General features: G+C 73.9%; 14 protein-coding genes. 9 read left to right on the plus strand and 5 right to left on the minus strand.

Features of this window, described 5'->3' with window-relative positions; translation table 11 throughout:
• Positions 1–27: 27 nt before the first annotated feature.
• The 5 genes from F6X51_RS08190 to F6X51_RS08210 all read left to right on the plus strand — a co-directional run bounded on the left by F6X51_RS08190 (position 28) and on the right by F6X51_RS08210 (position 6592).
• A complete protein-coding gene (locus F6X51_RS08190) occupies positions 28–237 on the plus strand; it encodes a cold-shock protein (RefSeq protein ID WP_150962738.1) in 210 nt (69 codons plus the stop codon).
• 229 nt (positions 238–466) lie between these two features.
• Complete coding sequence (locus F6X51_RS08195) at positions 467–847, plus strand: DUF6481 family protein (RefSeq protein WP_150962739.1); 381 nt, start codon at positions 467–469, stop codon at positions 845–847.
• 953 nt (positions 848–1800) lie between these two features.
• Positions 1801–2676: a Crp/Fnr family transcriptional regulator gene (locus F6X51_RS08200; protein ID WP_150962740.1), complete on the plus strand. Its 876-nt coding sequence runs from the start codon at positions 1801–1803 to the stop codon at positions 2674–2676.
• Between the two features lie 269 nt (positions 2677–2945).
• On the plus strand, positions 2946–3707 hold the full coding sequence (locus tag F6X51_RS08205) for a Crp/Fnr family transcriptional regulator (protein ID WP_246696685.1): 762 nt from the start codon (positions 2946–2948) through the stop codon (positions 3705–3707).
• Positions 3708–4033: 326 nt separating this feature from the next.
• Complete coding sequence (locus F6X51_RS08210) at positions 4034–6592, plus strand: sensor domain-containing phosphodiesterase (RefSeq protein ID WP_150962741.1); 2559 nt, start codon at positions 4034–4036, stop codon at positions 6590–6592.
• Positions 6593–6627: 35 nt separating this feature from the next.
• Here the strand turns inward: F6X51_RS08210 and F6X51_RS08215 are convergent, their stop codons facing one another.
• Complete coding sequence (locus tag F6X51_RS08215; RefSeq protein WP_150962742.1) at positions 6628–7491, minus strand: hypothetical protein; 864 nt, start codon at positions 7489–7491, stop codon at positions 6628–6630.
• A gap of 106 nt (positions 7492–7597) precedes the next feature.
• Here F6X51_RS08215 and F6X51_RS08220 point away from each other — a divergent pair, with 106 nt between their 5' ends.
• The 3 genes from F6X51_RS08220 (at position 7598) to F6X51_RS28865 (ending at position 12081) form a co-directional block, all read left to right on the plus strand.
• On the plus strand, positions 7598–7795 hold the full coding sequence (locus F6X51_RS08220) for a hypothetical protein (RefSeq protein ID WP_150962743.1): 198 nt from the start codon (positions 7598–7600) through the stop codon (positions 7793–7795).
• Positions 7796–7924: 129 nt separating this feature from the next.
• Positions 7925–10588, plus strand: a complete 2664-nt coding sequence (mprF, locus tag F6X51_RS08225; protein WP_407658487.1) for a bifunctional lysylphosphatidylglycerol flippase/synthetase MprF — start codon at positions 7925–7927, stop codon at positions 10586–10588.
• Positions 10585–12081 (plus strand): AcvB/VirJ family lysyl-phosphatidylglycerol hydrolase, encoded by a 1497-nt coding sequence (locus F6X51_RS28865; protein WP_150962745.1) that lies wholly within the window; start codon positions 10585–10587, stop codon positions 12079–12081. The genes mprF and F6X51_RS28865 overlap by 4 nt, the downstream gene beginning before the upstream one ends.
• A 7-nt stretch (positions 12082–12088) precedes the next feature.
• Here the strand turns inward: F6X51_RS28865 and F6X51_RS08235 are convergent, their stop codons facing one another.
• Positions 12089–12325 (minus strand): hypothetical protein, encoded by a 237-nt coding sequence (locus F6X51_RS08235; RefSeq protein ID WP_150962746.1) that lies wholly within the window; start codon positions 12323–12325, stop codon positions 12089–12091.
• A 580-nt stretch (positions 12326–12905) separates the two neighbouring features.
• Here F6X51_RS08235 and F6X51_RS08245 point away from each other — a divergent pair.
• Positions 12906–13124 carry a molecular chaperone-like protein gene (locus tag F6X51_RS08245; RefSeq protein ID WP_150962748.1) on the plus strand — a complete coding sequence of 73 codons (219 nt, stop codon included), beginning with the start codon at positions 12906–12908 and terminating at the stop codon, positions 13122–13124.
• A 124-nt stretch (positions 13125–13248) separates the two neighbouring features.
• Here F6X51_RS08245 and F6X51_RS08250 read toward each other — a convergent pair whose 3' ends face one another.
• From F6X51_RS08250 to glpD, 3 genes are all read right to left on the minus strand, one after another.
• Positions 13249–13992, minus strand: a complete 744-nt coding sequence (locus F6X51_RS08250; protein WP_150962749.1) for an MIP/aquaporin family protein — start codon at positions 13990–13992, stop codon at positions 13249–13251.
• Between the two features lie 154 nt (positions 13993–14146).
• Positions 14147–15652, minus strand: coding sequence for a glycerol kinase GlpK (gene glpK / locus F6X51_RS08255; RefSeq protein ID WP_150962750.1), 1506 nt, complete (start codon positions 15650–15652; stop codon positions 14147–14149).
• A gap of 92 nt (positions 15653–15744) precedes the next feature.
• Positions 15745–17274 (minus strand): glycerol-3-phosphate dehydrogenase, encoded by a 1530-nt coding sequence (gene glpD / locus F6X51_RS08260; protein WP_150962751.1) that lies wholly within the window; start codon positions 17272–17274, stop codon positions 15745–15747.
• Positions 17275–17339: the final 65 nt, after the last annotated feature.

Genomic DNA, 17339 nt, shown 5'->3' on the forward strand with positions numbered 1-17339 from the left:
AAACCTCACTGACTGGAGGAGAACGCCATGAGCACGGGTACCGTGAAGTGGTTCAACGAGACCAAGGGCTACGGATTCATTCAGCCGGATGACGGCGGCAAGGACGTGTTCGTCCACATCTCCGCCGTCGAGCGCGCCGGGATGCGGAACCTGATCGAGGGCCAGAAGGTCTCCTACGAGATCGAGAGCGACCGCCGCACCGGCAAGCAATCGGCGGGCAACCTCCAGGCCGTGTGAGGCTTTTGGGAGACCGTCACCGATCTTTTCGGGTCGGTGACGGAGAATTCGGTCGATGTCGCCCGCGCCCGGAGCCGCCTCAGTTGCGTCGCGCCGGAGGCTGGGGCATTGGCATTCCGACTTCGCTGGACAGATTTCGAACCGGAGGCTGCGCTGGCCCCGTCCTTGCTGATGGGCCCGCGGCGATCCCGCGAAGCATCACACCGAGACACCGGACGAGAAAGGTCAGATGAGCGCATTCGACTACAGGAATTTCGACGACCGCCGCCAGAACTCCGCGAACGCCAAGGCCGCCCTGCTGGCCAAGTTCAAGGCCCGCCCGCCGGTCGACGACCCCGAGATGATCGCCAAAGCCAAGGCGCGTCAAGAGGTTGCCCGGGCCCGCGAGGAGCGCATCCGGGAGCGTGACGCCGCCCGCATCGCCGCCGAGACGCAGGCTGCGGAAGCGAAGCGCGCCCGCGAGGAGGCGGAACTCGCCGCCCAGATCGCGCGGGCGGAGGCCGAGGCCGCCGCATCCCAGGAGCGCAAGGCTGCGGAGCTCGCCGCCAAGAAGACCCTGCGCGATGCACGCTACGCGGCCCGCAAGGCCAAGGTCAAGACGCGCCGCTGAGGCGTCGTCACCGTCCCGGGGGCCTGCCCGGGGACGTGCGAGATGCGGCACAGGACCGGCCCGCGAGGGCCGGCCCGGCCGTTTTCGGAACGGAACATTTCATGAACGATCCCGCAGGTTCGCGGGGTCCCGCGGCCCCGCCCGCGTCGAACGACCTCCGGACGATCCGGACCGGAGGGGCCGGCCCCGATCCGCGCCGGCCTGCGCGAACAGCGCCACCCGATACAATTTGAGGTAGCCGGTCCGCCGCGTGCCGGCCGGGGGCGCCGCCGTGCGGCCCGCGACCACAAGCGCGGCCGTGCGGGGCGCCCCGGTCCGGGCCGCGGCCGCGGCCGCGCCGGTCGTCGGCACCCGGGCCCGTGCGGCCTCGGGTCGATCCGGCATCATAGGTTGCCGGCCGGCCGTCCGGTTCCGGGGCGAGATCTGGCCGGGATCTCGGCCAGATCTCGACCAAGACTGGTCAGATCGGCCGGATCCGGCCCGCCGACAGTCTCATTTCGTACAAACCGGCGATTTTCGCGAGTCTTCGGCCGGATGAATGTCTGGGCTGACTGGGACACCCGGGCGTCGAGCCGGATTCAAGGGCGCATAACCCACGAGCGGTGTTTGAAAAGAACAGAATTATTGCTAACATACGCCTGTATCGCACGATACCCGCATCGGATGAGGTGGTCCGCGGCGGCCTTGGGAGTTCGATTGCCGACCGAGCCGATCCGGACGCCGCAGAAGGCGGCGAGCCTCACGGAATCAGCCGCTGCCGCCGCAATCCCAGACGTGAGACGAAGCCGGGACGGGGAGCCCGGCGGCGATGCGGTCCGGCCGGTCCGGGGCGGATCGCCCAGCGATGGCCGCGGTCGCGGGGCGCCCATGCCCCGCGGATCGCGCCAGGGGCCCGGGGCTCCGTCGGCGGCAGGGCAGCCGCGGGCGGGGAGGCGGGCGAAGGGAGGCACAGAATGGAAACGTTGCCGCGCTACGCGGTGTCGCCCCTGCGCACCGGCACAGCGCCGGCCCCGACGGGCCGGCGGCCCGGCGGGGCACCCGAAGGGGGAGGCGAGGTGGCCGGTGGGATTCTGGCGCGCAAGCTCGGCAACTTCGTCGAGCTGTCCGGGCCGGAGCGCGAGGCCCTGAACGACCTCGGCCGGCAGCAGCGCCACCACGGCGCGCGCGAGCATCTCAGCCTCGAGAACGGCCTGTCCCGCTCGGTCTGCCTGATCATCGAGGGCAATGCCTGCCGCTACAAGATCCTGCCCGACGGGCGGCGCCAGATCCTGACCCTGTTCATTCCCGGCGACCTCTGCGGCCGCTGCCTGCCCGACCTCGACCTCGGCGACGAGAGCGTGGTGACGCTGACGGCCTCCACGGTCGCGGTGATCCCGCGCCAGGCCTTCGCGGCCCTGGTCGAGGAGCATCCCCGCCTCACCCGGGCGCTGGCCTGCAACGCCCTGGTGGAGGAGGCGGTCCACCGGGAATGGATCGTCAATATCGGCCAGCGCACCGGCTACGAGCGCATCGCGCACCTGTTCTGCGAGCTGTTCGTGCGGCTGAGCGCGGTCGGGCTGACGCAGGGGACCCGGTGCGAGCTGCCCCTGACGCAGGGCGAGCTCGCCGACGCCCTCGGCCTCTCGGCGGTCCACATCAACCGTACGGTGCAGCAGCTGCGCAGCGACGGCCTGATCTGCCTGCGCGGGCGGGAGCTCACCATCCTGGACTTCCCGGCCCTGCAGAGCGCCGCGATGTTCGACGGCAGCTACCTCCACCTGCCGCAGACCCTCAACCCGGCGCCGGGGAGCCCGCGCGGCCTCGAGGGCACCCCGCTCCGCGACCTCTGAGGCGCACGCCGGCCCCCCGCCCCGGTGCGCCGGGGCGGGCGCGGTCCCGGGCGCCCGGGCCGCACGCCGGGCACGCGGTTCCGCATTTGTTTTCGAGCCAGCGTTCAGGACAGTACGAAGCCGCTTCGCCACTCCGCCCCTTAACTTTGGTGAATGCCCTTCGCGAGTCTCCACCGGCTAAGTACTGAGGCCCGGCCGGCCCACTCATCCCCGGCCGGCCTCGTGTGCAGCGCCCGCTGTGGGGGTGAGTGGAGGGCGGTTCAACCCCGATGGACACGCTCGTGCTCCAGGACTCGCCCCCACCCCCGACCGCGTCCGCGATGGCCGAATCCACCATCCAGAACCGCCTGCTCCGCGCCCTCGCGCCGGAGGACCTCGACCGGCTGCGCCCGCATCTCGAGGGCGTGCCCCTCGATCTCGGGACGCGCATCATCGCGGCGAACACGCCGATCCGGCAGGTCTACTTCCCCGAGAGCGGCCTCGCCTCGGTCAGCCTCTCGACCGGGGAGGGCGGGCGGCTCGAGGTGGCGATCCTCGGCCGGGACGGCATGGTCAGCCCGGCGCTCCTGCTCGGGGTCGACCGCACCCCCTTCGACACCGAGATCCGGGTCTCCGGCCAGGCCCTGCGGCTCGATGCCGAGGTCCTGGCGGCCGCGGTCGCCCGGAGCGAGGGCCTGCGCGCCCTGCTGCTGCGCTACGTCCAGGTGGTCAACCTCTGGACCAGCCAGACCGCCCTCTCGAACCGCCGGCACAAGACCGAGGAGCGCCTCGCCCGCTGGCTCCTCCTCGTGCACGACCGCATCGAGGGCAACGACCTCGCGATCACGCACGAGATCCTGTCGATGATGCTCGGCGTGCACCGGCCGGGCGTGACGGTGGCGGTCCACGAGCTCGAGAGCGGCGGCATGATCGCGACCCGCCGCGGCGTGATCACGGTCCTCGACCGCGACAAGCTCGTCCGCCTCGCGGGCACCAGCTACGGCTTCGCGGAGGCCGAGTACGAGCGCCTGGTCGGGCCGTTCCGCGACTAGGGCGGAACCGGCGCCGCCGCGGGTCCCGCCTCCCCGGCGCCACGCCGTCTGGCCGCCGTCGACGGCGAGGGCCTGGCCGGCCCCGCGGGCGGCCGGGGACCAGGTGCGGGCGGACCTCGCCGGGGGACGGCGCGATGCGAGGCGCCGGATCGTGGACGCCGCAACCATTTCCTTAAGGATCAGGACCTAGAATCTCCGCAACTACAGATTGTGTCGACCCTGCGGACGCGGCCGCGACACCGGGATCCGGCGCCGCTCCGGTGGAGCGGGCAGGGCGCCCGCAGGGCGCCCGCACGGGCTTTGGCACGGGCTTCGGAGAGTCGCGCATGTTTCCCGTTGCACCGCAGGAGGCCGCCCGGCTCAGGGCCTTGCGGGATCTCGCGATCGTCGGCACGCCGCCCGAGCCGCATTTCGAGGCCGTCTGCCGGACCGCCGCCGCCCTGTTCTCGGTCCCGATCAGCCTCGTCTCCCTGGTCGAGGCGGACGAGCAATGGTTCAAGGCGAGCTGCGGCCTCGACTTCGTCCGGACCTCGCGGGCGATCGCCTTCTGCGCCCACGCGATCCTCGCCGAGGACGTCCTCGTGGTGGAGGACGCGACCCTGGATCCGCGCTTCGCGCAGAACCCCCTGGTCACCGGGCCGCCCCATATCCGCTTCTACGCCGGCGCCCCCCTGACGCTCGGGCCCGGCCTGCAGGTCGGCACCCTCTGCCTCAAGGACGTGGTGGCGCGCCGCTTCTCCGAGGCCGAGCGGCGCCAGCTCCGGGACCTCGCGGCGATCGTGGTGGCGCAGCTGCGCCTGCACCGGGCCGAGCGCGAGATCGCCGAGCGCGAGGAGCGCTACCGCCTCGCCGCCCTGGCCACCAAGGACGCGATCTGGGACTGGGACCTCGTCTCGGACGCGGTCACCTGGAGCGACGCGGCCGAGACCCTGTTCGGCCGGGGCAGCGCCGAGGCGGCCCTGACGGGGGCGCAGTGGATGGAGCGCATCCACCCCGAGGACCGGGACCGCGCCCGGGCCAGCATCGCCCGGGTCGTCGACGGCACCGAGGACCATTACGGCGGCGAGTACCGCTTCCGGCGCGGCGACGGCAGCTACGCGCAGGTGCTCGACCGCGGCTTCGTGATCCGCTCCGAGTCCGGCACCGCCCTGCGCATGGTCGGCGCCCTGCACGACGTCACCGCCCGCCGGCTCTCCGAATCCGCCCTGCGCGCCAGCGAGGAGCGCCTGCGCCTCGCCCTCCGGGCCGGCCGCATGGTCGCCTGGGAGCGCGACCTCCGGACCGGCCTCGCCACCCGCTCCGACAACGCCCGCGAGCTGCTCGGGATCGGCTCGGGGCCGATCTCCGACCTGCTCGACCGGGTGCATCCCGACGACCGGGCGCATGTGGGGGATTTCAGCGCCTATGGCGGGAGCCTCGACGCGGTCGAGTTCCGGTTCCGGCCCCCGGAGGCCCCGGAGATGTGGCTCTGCATGCGCGCCGAGCAGGCCGAGCCGGAGCGCATCGTCGGGATCACCTTCGACATCACCGACCGAAAGCGGGCGGAGGCGCGGCTCTGGCGCACCGCCAACCACGATCCCCTGACGGAGCTGCCGAACCGCGCCCTGTTCCAGGCCCGGTTCCGGACGGCCCTGGCGGAGGCCGAGCGGCGCGGCACCCCGGTCGGCCTGCTGCTGATCGACATCGACGACTTCAAGGACGTCAACGACACCCTCGGGCATGATGCGGGCGACGCCATGCTCAAGGAGATGGGCGCGCGCCTCTCGGCCCTGATCCGCCCCGCCGACACGGTGGCGCGCCTCGGCGGCGACGAGTTCGCGGTGGTGCTGGCGCAGCCCTCCGGCCTCGCCGAGGCGGCAGGCTTCGCCGAGCACCTGGTCGCGCGCCTGCGCGAGCCCTTCCGCTACCGGGACCGGCCCCTGTCCAGCAAGGTCAGCATCGGGCTCGCGGGCTACCCCACCCATCACCGCCTGCCCGACGAGCTGATGAAGGACGCCGACATCGCGCTCTACCGGGCGAAATCCGCCGGGCGCAACCGCGTCGCCGTCTACGCCCCCGAGATGCGCGCCCTGACCGAGCGCCGGGTCGCGATCGCCGGGGAGATGCGCGAGGCCCTCGACCAGGGGCGCATCATCCCGTTCTACCAGCCCAAGGTCTGCCTCGCGACGAAGCGGATCGTCGGCTTCGAGGCCCTGGCGCGCTGGCGCCACCCCACCGACGGGATCCGGGCGCCGGGCTATTTCGGCTCGGCCTTCGAGGATCCGGAGCTCGCCCGGGCGATCGGGGCCTGCATGATCGGCCACGTCGCGGCCGACATGCGGGGCTGGCTCGCGAGCGGGCTCGATTTCGGCCGCGTCGCCGTCAACGTCTCCTCGGCCGAGTTCCACCAGCCCGACCTCGCCGAGACGATGCTCGGCGTCCTCGCGGCGGCCGGCGTCCCGGCGACGCGCCTCGAGATCGAGGTGACCGAGACGGTGTTCCTCGGGCGCGGCTCGGATTGCGTCGCCGCCATCCTGGGGCGCTTCCACGAGAGCGGCGTCACCGTGGCGCTCGACGATTTCGGCACCGGCTACGCCTCGCTCACCCACCTGAAGCAGTTCCCCGTCGACCACATCAAGGTCGACCAGAGCTTCGTGCGGGGGCTGGAGCAGGACGGGGACGACGCCGCCATCGTGGCGGCGGTGATCGGCCTCGGCCGCTCCCTGCAGACGCAGGTCACCGCCGAGGGCGTCGAGACGCAGGGCCAGGCCGACCGCCTGCGCGCCATGGGCTGCGACTTCGCCCAGGGCTACCGCTACGCCAAGCCCATGATCGGCACCCGCATCCCCTGGCTGATCCGGAACTGGGGACGGGCCCCCGCGCCGGCCCGGGCCGCCGCCGGCTGAGGCGGGCGGGGAAGGGCGGCCGGGATCCCGGCCGGTCAGGCGGCGCGCAGGGGCTTCCTCAGGGGCTCGAACACCACGGCGTAGTGCTGGGCGCACCAGCGCTTGCCCGTGACGACCCGGCAGCCGCAGACGCGCTTGCCCTCGATCGAGACCGGCTCGTGATCCGACCAGAGCGGGAACACGCAATCGAGGAGGCCGGCCTTCATGAAGGGCATGCCCTCGCCCCCGTCGGCGGCGATCAGCGGCCGGCGCGACAGCGGGGTCGGCGGCACCACGCCGCCGGGCAGCGCCGGGGGCAGGGGACCGGCGGCGGGGCTCGCGGGCAAGGGGCTCGCGGGCAGAGGGCTTGCGGGCAAAGGGCTTGCGGGCAAAGGGCTTGCGAGGATGAGGCTCGGGGCGAGGGCGGCCGGGGGCGGCGCGACGACGATGGGCCGCGGCGCCGGCGCGGGCCTCGCGGCGGCGGGCTCGGGCGCGGGCGCCGCGGGCTTCGGGGCGGGTGCCTTCGCGACGGGCGCGGGCGCCGGGCCCTTCGCCGCCGCGTTGCCGAAGCCCGGCCGGAACGCCGGAGGCTTGGCAGACAGAGGCTTGGCAGACAGGGGTTTGGCGGCCAGAGGCTTGGCAGACATGGACTTGGCGGCCGGCACCCGGGCGGGCTGGACCTTGGCCGGCGCCGCCTTCTCGGCCCTGGCCGCGGGCTCGGGCTTCGCCGCCGGCTTGGGGGGCAGCGGCTTGGCGGCCAGGGGCTTGGCGGGCAGCGTCAGGGCGGCCTGCGCCACCCGGCGGATCACGTCCTCCGGGCTGGTGCCGACCGCTTCGGCGATCGCCGCGGGATCGCTGCCGGCGACCCACATGGCGACCGCCGCCCTGGTCGCCTCCTCCGTCCACAACGCATCTTTCATCCGCTCGGGGCCTTGGTCCTCTGTGATTCGGGAGGCGCCGTATAAGCCCTTGTGGCCGGCAAAGTCTCCCGCGTTGCGCACATGGGTCCGCCGCGAGGAAACCTTGTTGACCGGCCTTGCGGACGCCGCGAATCCCCCCGGACCCTCGGCATCGCGCAGGGAGGCGCGGGCGCCGGCGCCGGTCGAACCGGCAGCGCTCGATCCGCGCGGCCGATGCCTGATTTCCGCCAAAGACCTGCGCGAAATCCCCGCCGCCGGACCGGGCACCCGTGCGCGCCGTTCAGGCAATATCCAGCTTTCCTGATCACATTGGATGCATGATTCGCTCGCGATCTCCGCGGGCGCCTCGCCCGGCCGGCACGTCCCGCCGCCCCGGTCCCCGGATCGAGCCCAGCCGACCTTGACGACGCGCATGCCGACGAGCTCCGAATCCCTGCCCCTCCGGGAGGGCGACCTGCCGCGGACCGGCCCGGGCCATCCCGGGCTGCGGGCCCGGCTGAAGCGCGCGATCGCCCCGATGGCGGGGCTCTGCGTCACCCTGCTGGCCCTCGCGGTGATCCACCGGACCCTCGGCAGCGTCACCCTGGAGGCGGTCTCGGGGGCGCTGGCGCAGATCCCCGCCGCGGCCCTCGGCCTCGCCCTCGCCTTCACCCTCGTGAGCTTCGCGGCGATCGGCCTCTACGACCTCGTGGCCGTCGAGACCGTGGCGCCGGGCCGCCTGCCCCGCCCCCTCGCGGCCGCCACGGGGGCCGCCGGCTACGCCGTCTCGAACGCCCTCGGCTTCCCGCTCCTGACGCAGGCGGCCCTGCGCTACCGCCTCTACGGCCCCCGCGCGGTCGCCATCGCGGATGTCGGCCGGGTGCTCGGCGCCTCGTGGTTCGCCCTCCTCGTCTCCCTCGTCACCATGACTGCGCTGGCGCTCCTCGTCGGGCCGCCGAACCTGCCCGGGCTGCCGGGGCTGCACCCGGTCCTGCACAGGGCCGCGGGCGCCACGATCCTCAGCCTCGTGATCGGCCTCGTGGCCTGGCTCGGGGCGCGCGAGCGCGTGCTCCGCCTCGGCCGCGCCAGCCTGCGCCTGCCCACCACCCGGGCGGCCCTCGTCCAGATCGGGGCCGGAATCGTCGACCTCACGGCGGCGGCCGCGACCCTCTACGTGCTCCTGCCGGCGGACGCGGTCGGGAGCTTCCCGGCCTTCGCGCTGATCTACGTGGCGGCCACCGTGGTCGGCATCGCCAGCCACGCCCCGGGGGGCCTCGGCGCCTTCGAGGCGACCCTGATCGCGAGCCTCGGCGTCACCGGCCGGGCCGACGTGATCGGGGGCCTCCTCGCCTACCGGATCGTCTACACGCTGCTGCCCTTCGGGGCGGCGCTCCTCGGCCTCGCCCTCGTCGAGGGCCTGCGCCGCCGGGCCCTGGTCGCCGCGCCCGCCCGGGCCCTCGGCCGCTTCCTCGAGCCGATGGTGCCCCGCGCCGCCGCCGGCATCGCGCTGACGGGGGGCCTCGTGCTCCTCGCCTCCGGCGCCACCCGGGACCTCGCGACCCGGATCGAGATCCTGTCGCAGGTGGTGCCGCTGCCCTTCGTGGAGGCCTCCCACTTCGCCGCGAGCCTCGTCGGCCTCGCCCTGCTGGTCCTGGCCCGCGGCCTCAACCGCCGCCTCGCCCGGGCCTGGCGCTACGCCCTGACCCTGCTCGTCCTCGGCGCCGCCTTCTCCCTCGGCAAGGGCCTCGACTGGGAGGAGGCGCTCCTCCTCGGGACCCTGGCGGCGCTCCTGGCGGTGTTCCGCGCCTCGTTCTACCGCTGCCCGCAGGTGAACCCCTTCCTCGGCCGCTCGCTCTCGGCCCATTCCCTGGCGGCCCGCTCGGTCTCGGTGGCGAGCCTGGCCTGGCGCCCGACCGGGCTCGCGGGGGCGGCCGCCCTGGTGGCGGCCGCGATCGGGCTCGGCTTCGTCCTCTGGCGCCACTGCGCCGACGCGGACGCGCTCTGGTGGCAGGTCGCCTGGGACGGGGACGCCCCGAGCCTCCTGCGCGCCTCCTTCGCCCTGATGGCGGGCGTGGCCGCGATCGGCTTCGACAGCGCGGTCAACCGGCGCGGCCTCGCGGCCGGGGCGGAGGCCGGGATCCCGCCGGCGGTGCGCGCGGCCGTGGCCCGGGCGCCCGGCGCCGCCGCTTCGCTGGCGCTCCTCGGCGACAAGCAGTTCATCACCTCCGCCGACGGGCAGGGCTTCGTCATGTATGCCCGCGCCGGCCGCAGCCTCGTGGCGCTCGGCGAGCCGGTCGGCCCGGAAAGCCGCGCGGCCGAGCTCGCCTGGGCCTTCCGGGAGCACGCCGACCGGGCCGCCGCGCGCCCGGTCTTCTACGGGGTCGGCCCCGAGAACCTGCCCCTCTTCCTCGACATGGGGCTCGCCGCCCTCAAGCTCGGCGAGGTCGCCCGCGTGCCCCTCGCGGCGTTCTCCCTGAAGGGCCCGGCCCGCCACGACCTGCGCTACGGCGCCCGCCGGGCCGAGAAGGAGGGGCTGACCTTCGCAATCCTGCCCCGGTCCGCGGTGCCGGAGGCGATGCCGGAGCTGCGCGCCGTCTCGGATGCCTGGCTGGCGCTGAAATCGGGCAGCGAGAAGCGCTTCTCCCTCGGCGTCTTCGACCCGGCCTACCTCGCCGAGTTCGACCTCGCGGTGATGCGCAAGGCCGGCCGCATCGTCGCCTTCGCCAATCTCTGGCGCGGGGCCGACCGGCACGAGATGGCGATCGACCTGATCCGCTACACCCCCGACGCCTCGCGGGTGATCATGGACGCGCTGTTCGCCAACCTCCTGCTCGCCGCCAAGGCGGAGGGCTACCGCTGGTTCAACCTCGGGGCCGCGCCCCTGTCGGGCCTCGACGACCGCCGGCTGGCCTCGCGCTGGAACCGCTTCGGCGCCTTCCTGTACCGGCGCGGGGCCGACCTCTACAGCTTCGACGGGCTGCGGGCCTTCAAGCAGAAGTTCGATCCGGTCTGGACGCCCTATTACCTGATCTGCCCCGGCGGCCTCGGCACCCCGAAGGCGCTCCTCGACGTCGCGACCCTGGTCAACGGCTCGCCGCTGGGGCTGATCCGGCGATGATCCCCGGGGGCGGGCCGCCGCGGATCCGGCTGATCCTCGGCCTCGGGGCGGTGGCCGCCGCCGGCCTCGCCCTGCTCCTGGCCTCGCGCCCGCCCGCGCCGACCCACATCGCTGCCGCCAACCCGGTCCGGGTCGCCTCGGCGCATTTCCGGGACGTGCCGGTGGCGATGCCGGCCGGCGCCCCCGTCGGCCTCGCCATGCTGGTGACGGGCCGGGACGCCCCCGAGGGCCGGGACGCCCCCGAGGGACGGGGGGAGGCCCTGGCGCGGGCGCTGCTCCGGCGCGGCCTGATGGTGCTCCGCCTGGATCCCGAGACCTGGCGCGCCGGGCTCGACCGCGATGCCGGCCCCTGCATCCGCCCGATGTCGGATGTCGAGGACCTCTCGAAGGAGACCCAGCGGGCCCTCAAGGCGAGCCGCTACTTCCACCCGGTGCTGATCGGCACGGGGGAGGGCGGCGCCCTGGTCCACGCCGTCATGGGCCAGGCGCTGGCCGCCACCGTGGCGGGGGGCGTCGCCCTCGACCCGGCGGAGACCCTGGAGACCGCCCGGCCGACCTGCGACGGCGCCCCGGCGGTGCCCGCCCCCGCGGGCGGCTTCCGCTACGACCGCGCCGCGCCCCTCCAGGCCGCGATGGTGTTCGTCACGGGCGACGTCCCCGCGGCGCCGGCCGCCCGGCCGGTCCCCGGCGGGGCGCCCCGTGAGACGCCCCTTGGGACGCCCCTTGGGACGCCCCGTGAGACGCCCCGTGAGACGCCCCCTGGGACGCCCGGGGCCCGGCGCGGCACCCTGGTTCCCGAGACCATCCGGGTGGCCGAGGACGAGGCCCGGCTGCAGCGGGCGGTCGACGCCGCGGCGGCCCTCGCGGCGCAGGATGCGGGCACCGGCGCGCTGCCCCTGGTGGACCACCCGGCCGCGGGCACGCCCCGGGCGCTGGCGGTGTTCTTCTCGGGCGACGGGGGCTGGCGCGACATCGACAAGACCATCGGCGAGTGGCTGGCCCGCCAGGGCGTGCACGTCGTGGGCGTCGACGCCCTGCGCTACTTCTGGTCCGACAAGAGTCCGCAGACGGTGGCGGCCGACACCACCGCGATCGTGCGCGCGGCCGATCCGGGCGGCCGGCTGCCGGTGCTGGTGCTCGGCTACTCCTTCGGGGCCGACGTCTTCCCCTTCGCCTGGCCCCATCTCGGCCGCGACCTGCAGAACCGGATCGGCCTCGTGGCCCTGCTCGGGCCCGGCCGCACCACGGGCTTCAGCGTCTCGGTCAAGGGCTGGCTCGGCCTCGGGGGCGCGCACGCGGTGGTGCCGCAGATCGCCGCGATGCCCGCCGAGAAGGTGCTCTGCCTCTACGGCTCGGCCGAGAAGGAGCCGGGCTGCACCGACGCCGCCCTCGACGCCGTGCGCCGCCTGCGCCTGGAGGGCGGCCACCATTTCGACGGCGATTACCCGGGCATCGCCCGGCGCATCCTCGAGGCGGCCAGGCTGCCGGGCTGACGCGCCCTCAGCCGTTCAGCAAGGCCTGGAGGGTGTTCGAGAGGGCCGCGAAGCTGCCGAAGCGCTCGGCGAAATCCGGATCGAAATAGGCGACCCGCGCCGTCAGGATCCCGACCACGAGCAGCCAGAACAGGGCGGTGCCGGCCCGCATCAGCCCGGCCGAGCCCGCCGCGGGCGCCACGGCCTCGCCGCGCGGGGCCTGGGCCACCGGCTCGCCGAAGGGGTCGAAATGGGTCTCGGACATGATCGGGGCCGTACATTCGGGGTCGTCCACTCATGTCGTGGAGCGACCCCCCAAAGCAATGGATGGCTTTCGGCGTTTTTCCTCAGGAACTTGGACGAATCTTCCAACGCTACACGGCAAGTAGAGAAGTTCCTCCTCTAGGCCGGAGCAAGGGCGCGCGCCGTGCCGGGGCTGGGGTCCGGATCCGCCGCGTGCCCTCGCCCGTCCGGAGTGATGTGTGGTTCCGTGGTCGGCGCGGGCAGCACGACGCGCCCCCTCTCCCGTCCGGGAGAGGGTTGGGGTGAGGGAGGCGCCTTGTCCGGAGGGGTCGCACCCCTCACCCGGTGCGCGTGCCGCGCATTCGACCTCTCCCGGACGGGAGAGGTGGGGCGCACCGTCCGCGTCACGGCGTTCCGGGTCGCCATTGCGCACCCGGGATGGCGCCGCGGCTGGCGGAGCCGGCGCGGGGGGCGCGATGCCGTCTTCCGGACCGGCGAGACGAGGCGCCCTCGGCGGCATGGATCCCGGAGGGCCGGGGCGGATTGGAGCAGGGGGCCTCAGCAACGGACCTCAGCAACGGACTTCAGCAACGGACCTGGCCATGACTGGATTTCGCTGGATCGCGCTCCTCGCGGTCGCCCTCCTGATCACCGTCGCGGTGGCGGTGCTGGCGCTGCGCGCCACCGGCCAGTTCCGGACTGCCGGGGAGGACGCGGCGGGTAAGCCCGCGATCCCCGCCTGCGACCCGGTCGGCTACGACAAGGGCCCGCGCCCGGCCGAGTGCCCCCAGGCCGCGCCGCCGACGGCGCGCACGCCCTGACGCGGGCTCGGATCGCGCGCCCGTCGCGAACTCGGATCGCGAGCCCGTGCGGGCTCGGATCGCGCGCCCGTCGCGAACTCGGATCCCGAACCCCTGCGGACTCGGATCGCGCGCCCGTGCGGGCTCAGATCCCGAGCCCGCGCACCACGAGGGCGGCCACCGCGGCGCCGACCGCCGGCCCGGCGACCGGGATCAGGGCGTAGCCCCAGTCCGAATCGCCCTTGCCGGCGATCGGCAGCACCGCGTGGGCGAGGCGGGGGCCGAGGTCGCGGGCGGGGTTGATGGCGTAGCCGGTGGTGCCGCCGAGCGACAATCCGATGCCCCAGACCACCATGCCGACGAGGTAGGGGGCGAGCCCGGTCGGGATGCTGCCCGCCGCGCCCACCGCCTTCGACAGGAGGGCGCTGATGATCAGGATCAGCACGAAGGTGCCGATGATCTCGCTCATCCAGTTGTCGGGGGCCCGGCGGATCGCCGGCGCGGTGCAGAAGCAGGCCCGCTTCAGGCCCTCGTCCTCGGTGGCGCCCCAGTGGGGCAGGTAGTGCAGCCAGACCACGGTGGCGCCCAGGAACGCGCCGAGCATCTGGGCCGGCACGTAGACCGGCAGCTTCGACCAGTCGCCGGACACGATGGCGCCGGCGAGCGTCACGGCGGGGTTGATGTGGGCGTCGGGGCTGCCGGTGGCGGTGGCCACGAAGATGCCGGCCAGCACCGCGAAGGCCCAGCCGGCCGTGATCGCGATCCAGCCCGCCCCCTCGGCCTTCGAGCCGCGCAGGAGCGCGCCCGCGACCACGCCGTTGCCCAGGATGATCAGCACCATCGTGCCGAGAAGCTCGCCCAGGAACGGGGAGGTGAAGGGGGGCGTCATGGCATGTCCTCCGGTTGATCAGGGTTCTGGGTCTGGTTGCGCCGCCGCCGGCGTCGCGGGGCCCCGGGAGCGCGGGCGCGCCGCGCCTCGGGTCCGGGAGCGGGCTTTTGCGCGCGGTCCGCCCTCCCGCGAAAACCCTCCCGCGCGAAGCCTCTCAATCCTCCTGGACGGTCCAGTCGAAGGAGCGCTTCACGGCGCGGCCCCAGGCCGAGACGATGCGGCGGCGCTGGGCGGGGTCCATGTCGGGCTCCCAGCGCTGGTCGACGCCCCAGTTCCGGACGAGGTCGTCGAGGCTGTTCCAGTAGCCGGTGGCGAGGCCGGCCGCGTAGGCCGCGCCGAGCGCCGTGGTCTCGGCGACCTGCGGGCGCACCACCGGCACGTCGAGGATGTCGGCCTGGAACTGCATCAGGGTGCGGTTGGCCACCATGCCGCCGTCCGAGCGCAGTTCCCGCACGGGGATGCCCGAATCCGTCTCCATCGCCTCCAGCACCTCGCGGGTCTGGAAGGCGGTGGCCTCCAGGCAGGCGCGGGCGATGTGACCCCTGTTGGCGTAGCGGGTGAGCCCGATGATCAGGCCGCGCGCGCCCTCGTTCCAGTGCGGCGCGTAGAGGCCCGAGAAGGCCGGCACGAAGTAGACGTCGCCGTTGTCCGCGACGGTGGCCGCCAGGGTCTCGACCTCGGCGCTGTCGCGGATCATCCCGAGATTGTCGCGCAGCCACTGCACCAGGGCGCCCGTGATGGCGATGGAGCCCTCGAGGGCGTAGACCGCCGGCTTGCCGTCGAGCTTGTAGCCCACCGTGGTGACGAGGCCGCAGGTCGAGGGCACGGGCGCCTCGCCGGTGTTCATCAGGGCGAAGCAGCCGGTGCCGTAGGTGTTCTTGGCCTCGCCGGGCTGGAAGCAGGTCTGGCCGAACAGGGCCGCCTGCTGGTCCCCCAGGATGCCGGCGATCGGCACGCCCGCGAAGGGCGCCTTGGTCTCGCCGTAGACCTGCGAGGAGGAGACGATCCCGGGCAGCATCGCCCGCGGGATGCCGAAGGCCGCCAGCATGCCGTCGTCCCAGGCCAGGGTGTCGAGGGCCATGAGCTGGGTGCGGCTCGCATTCGTCACGTCGGTGAGGTGGAGCCCCCCGTCCGGGCCCCCCGTGAGGTTCCAGACGAGCCAGGTGTCGATGTTGCCGAACAGGACGTCGCCGGCCTCCGCCTTCTCCCGCGCGCCCTCGACATGGTCGAGGAGCCAGCGCAGCTTGAGGCCCGAGAAGTAGCTCGCCAGCGGCAGGCCGGTGATGCCGCGGAAGCGGTCGCGCCCGCCCTCCCGGGCGAACTCGGCGACGAGGCGGTCGTTGCGAGTGTCCTGCCAGACCAGGGCGTTGTGCAGGGGCTCGCCCGTGCGCCGGTCCCAGATCAGGGTGGTCTCGCGCTGGTTGGTGATGCCGACCGACAGGAGGCTGCTCGGCTCGAGCCCGGCCTCGTCGAGCGCCTCGCGCATCACCGCCTGGGTGTTGGTCCAGATCTCGCGCGGGTCGTGCTCGACCTGGCCGGGGCGCGGGTAGATCTGCGCGTGCTCGCGCTGCTTGCACACGATGATGCGCCCCGCGCGGTCGAACACGATGAAGCGGCTGCTCGTGGTCCCCTGGTCGATGGCGCCGACATACTGGCTCATAGGACTGGCCCTCCCTGTTGAAGGCTGTGATGGGGACGGGGCCGGTCTTGGTGCCGGCTGCCCGCCGATGGTGAGGCGGCCGCGGCCGCGGCTCAGGCCGCCTCGGCCCGGCCGCGGGTGAGGTGGGCGGCGAGGCGGGCCGCGCTGTCGGGGCCCGTGCGCAGGCCAAGCTTCGAGCGGCGCCAGAGGATGTCGTCGGGGGTGCGCGCCCATTCGTGGCGCACGAGGTAATCGACCTCCGCCCCCGTGAGGCCGCCGTCGAAGGCCTCGCCGAGGTCGGCGAGGCTGCGGGCGCCGCGGAGGATCTCCCGCGCGTTGGTGCCGTAGGCGCGGGCGAGGCGCCGGGCGGTCTCGTCCGGCAGGAAGGGCGCCTCCCGCCGCAGCGCGGCCAGGAAGGCGTCGAAATCCGCCCCCGGCATGGCGCCGCCGGGCAGCGGCGCGTCGCCGGTCCAGGCCGGCGCGAGGCCGGGGAAGTAGGGCTTCAGCTTCTCGATGGCGTGCTCGGCGAGGCGCCGGTAGGTCGTGATCTTGCCGCCGAAGACCGAGAGCGCGGGCCGCGTTCCGTCCGCCTCCGCGACGTCGAGGACGTAGTCCCGGGTCACCGCCGAGGCGTTGGCCGCCGCGTCGTCGTAGAGCGGGCGCACCCCCGAATAGCTCCAGACCACGTCCTCGGGGCCGATTCGCCTGGCAAAGGAGCGGTTGATGCAGTCGCAGAGGTAGCGCGTTTCCTCGGGCGAGATCGCGACGGGGCCGGGCTCGGCCTCGTAGGGCACGTCGGTGGTGCCGATCAGCGTGAAGTCGCGCTCGTAGGGGATCGCGAAGATGATGCGCGTGTCGGGCTGCTGCAGGATGTAGGCCTGCTCGCCCTCGTAGAGCCTGGGCACCACGATGTGGCTGCCCTTGATCAGCCGCACCGCCGCGCGGCTGTCGATGCCCAGCGTGCCCCCCAGGGTCTCGCTGACCCAGGGGCCGGCCGCGTTGACGACCGCCGTCGCCCGCACCGTCTCGCTGCGGCCGCTGGCGCCGTCCCGCAGGGTCGCGATCCAGCCCTCCCCCTGGCGCCGGGCCGCCTCGACGCCGGTGCGGGTGCGGATCTCGGCGCCCCGGGCCTGCGCGTCCATGGCGTTGAGCACCACGAGGCGGCTGTCCTCGACCCAGCAATCCGAATAGAGGAAGCCCCGGGTCAGGCGGGCCTGCAGCGGCGCGCCGACCGGGGATGTTCGCAAGCGAACCATCCTGGAGCCCGGCAGCGTTCGCAGCCGGGCCAGGTGGTCGTAGAGGAACAGCCCGACCCGCAGCATCCAGGCCGGCCGCAGCCCCTCGTCGTGGGGCAGCACGAAGCGCAGGGGCCAGATGATGTGGGGGGCGAGCCGCAGCAGGCGCTCGCGCTCCGCCAGCGCCTCGCGCACGAGGCGGAACTCGTAATATTCGAGGTAGCGCAGGCCGCCGTGGATCAGCTTCGTGCTGGACGAGGAGGTGAACTCGGCGAGGTCGCCGCGCTCGCACAGCAGGACCCTGAGGCCCCGCCCCGCCGCGTCGCGGGCGATGCCGGTGCCGTTGATGCCGCCGCCGATGACGAGCAGGTCGTAGGCTCCGGCCGGATCGTGCGCAGCTGCCGCCAAGGTCCACCTCCCGTCCCGATCGAATCGCCGGTTGGCAGGATATTGCTCCCTCGGGCAATTTTCGC

Origin of the sequence: Methylobacterium planeticum (assembly GCF_008806345.1) — a bacterium.
GTDB classification, from domain to species: Bacteria; Pseudomonadota; Alphaproteobacteria; order Rhizobiales; family Beijerinckiaceae; genus Methylobacterium; species Methylobacterium planeticum.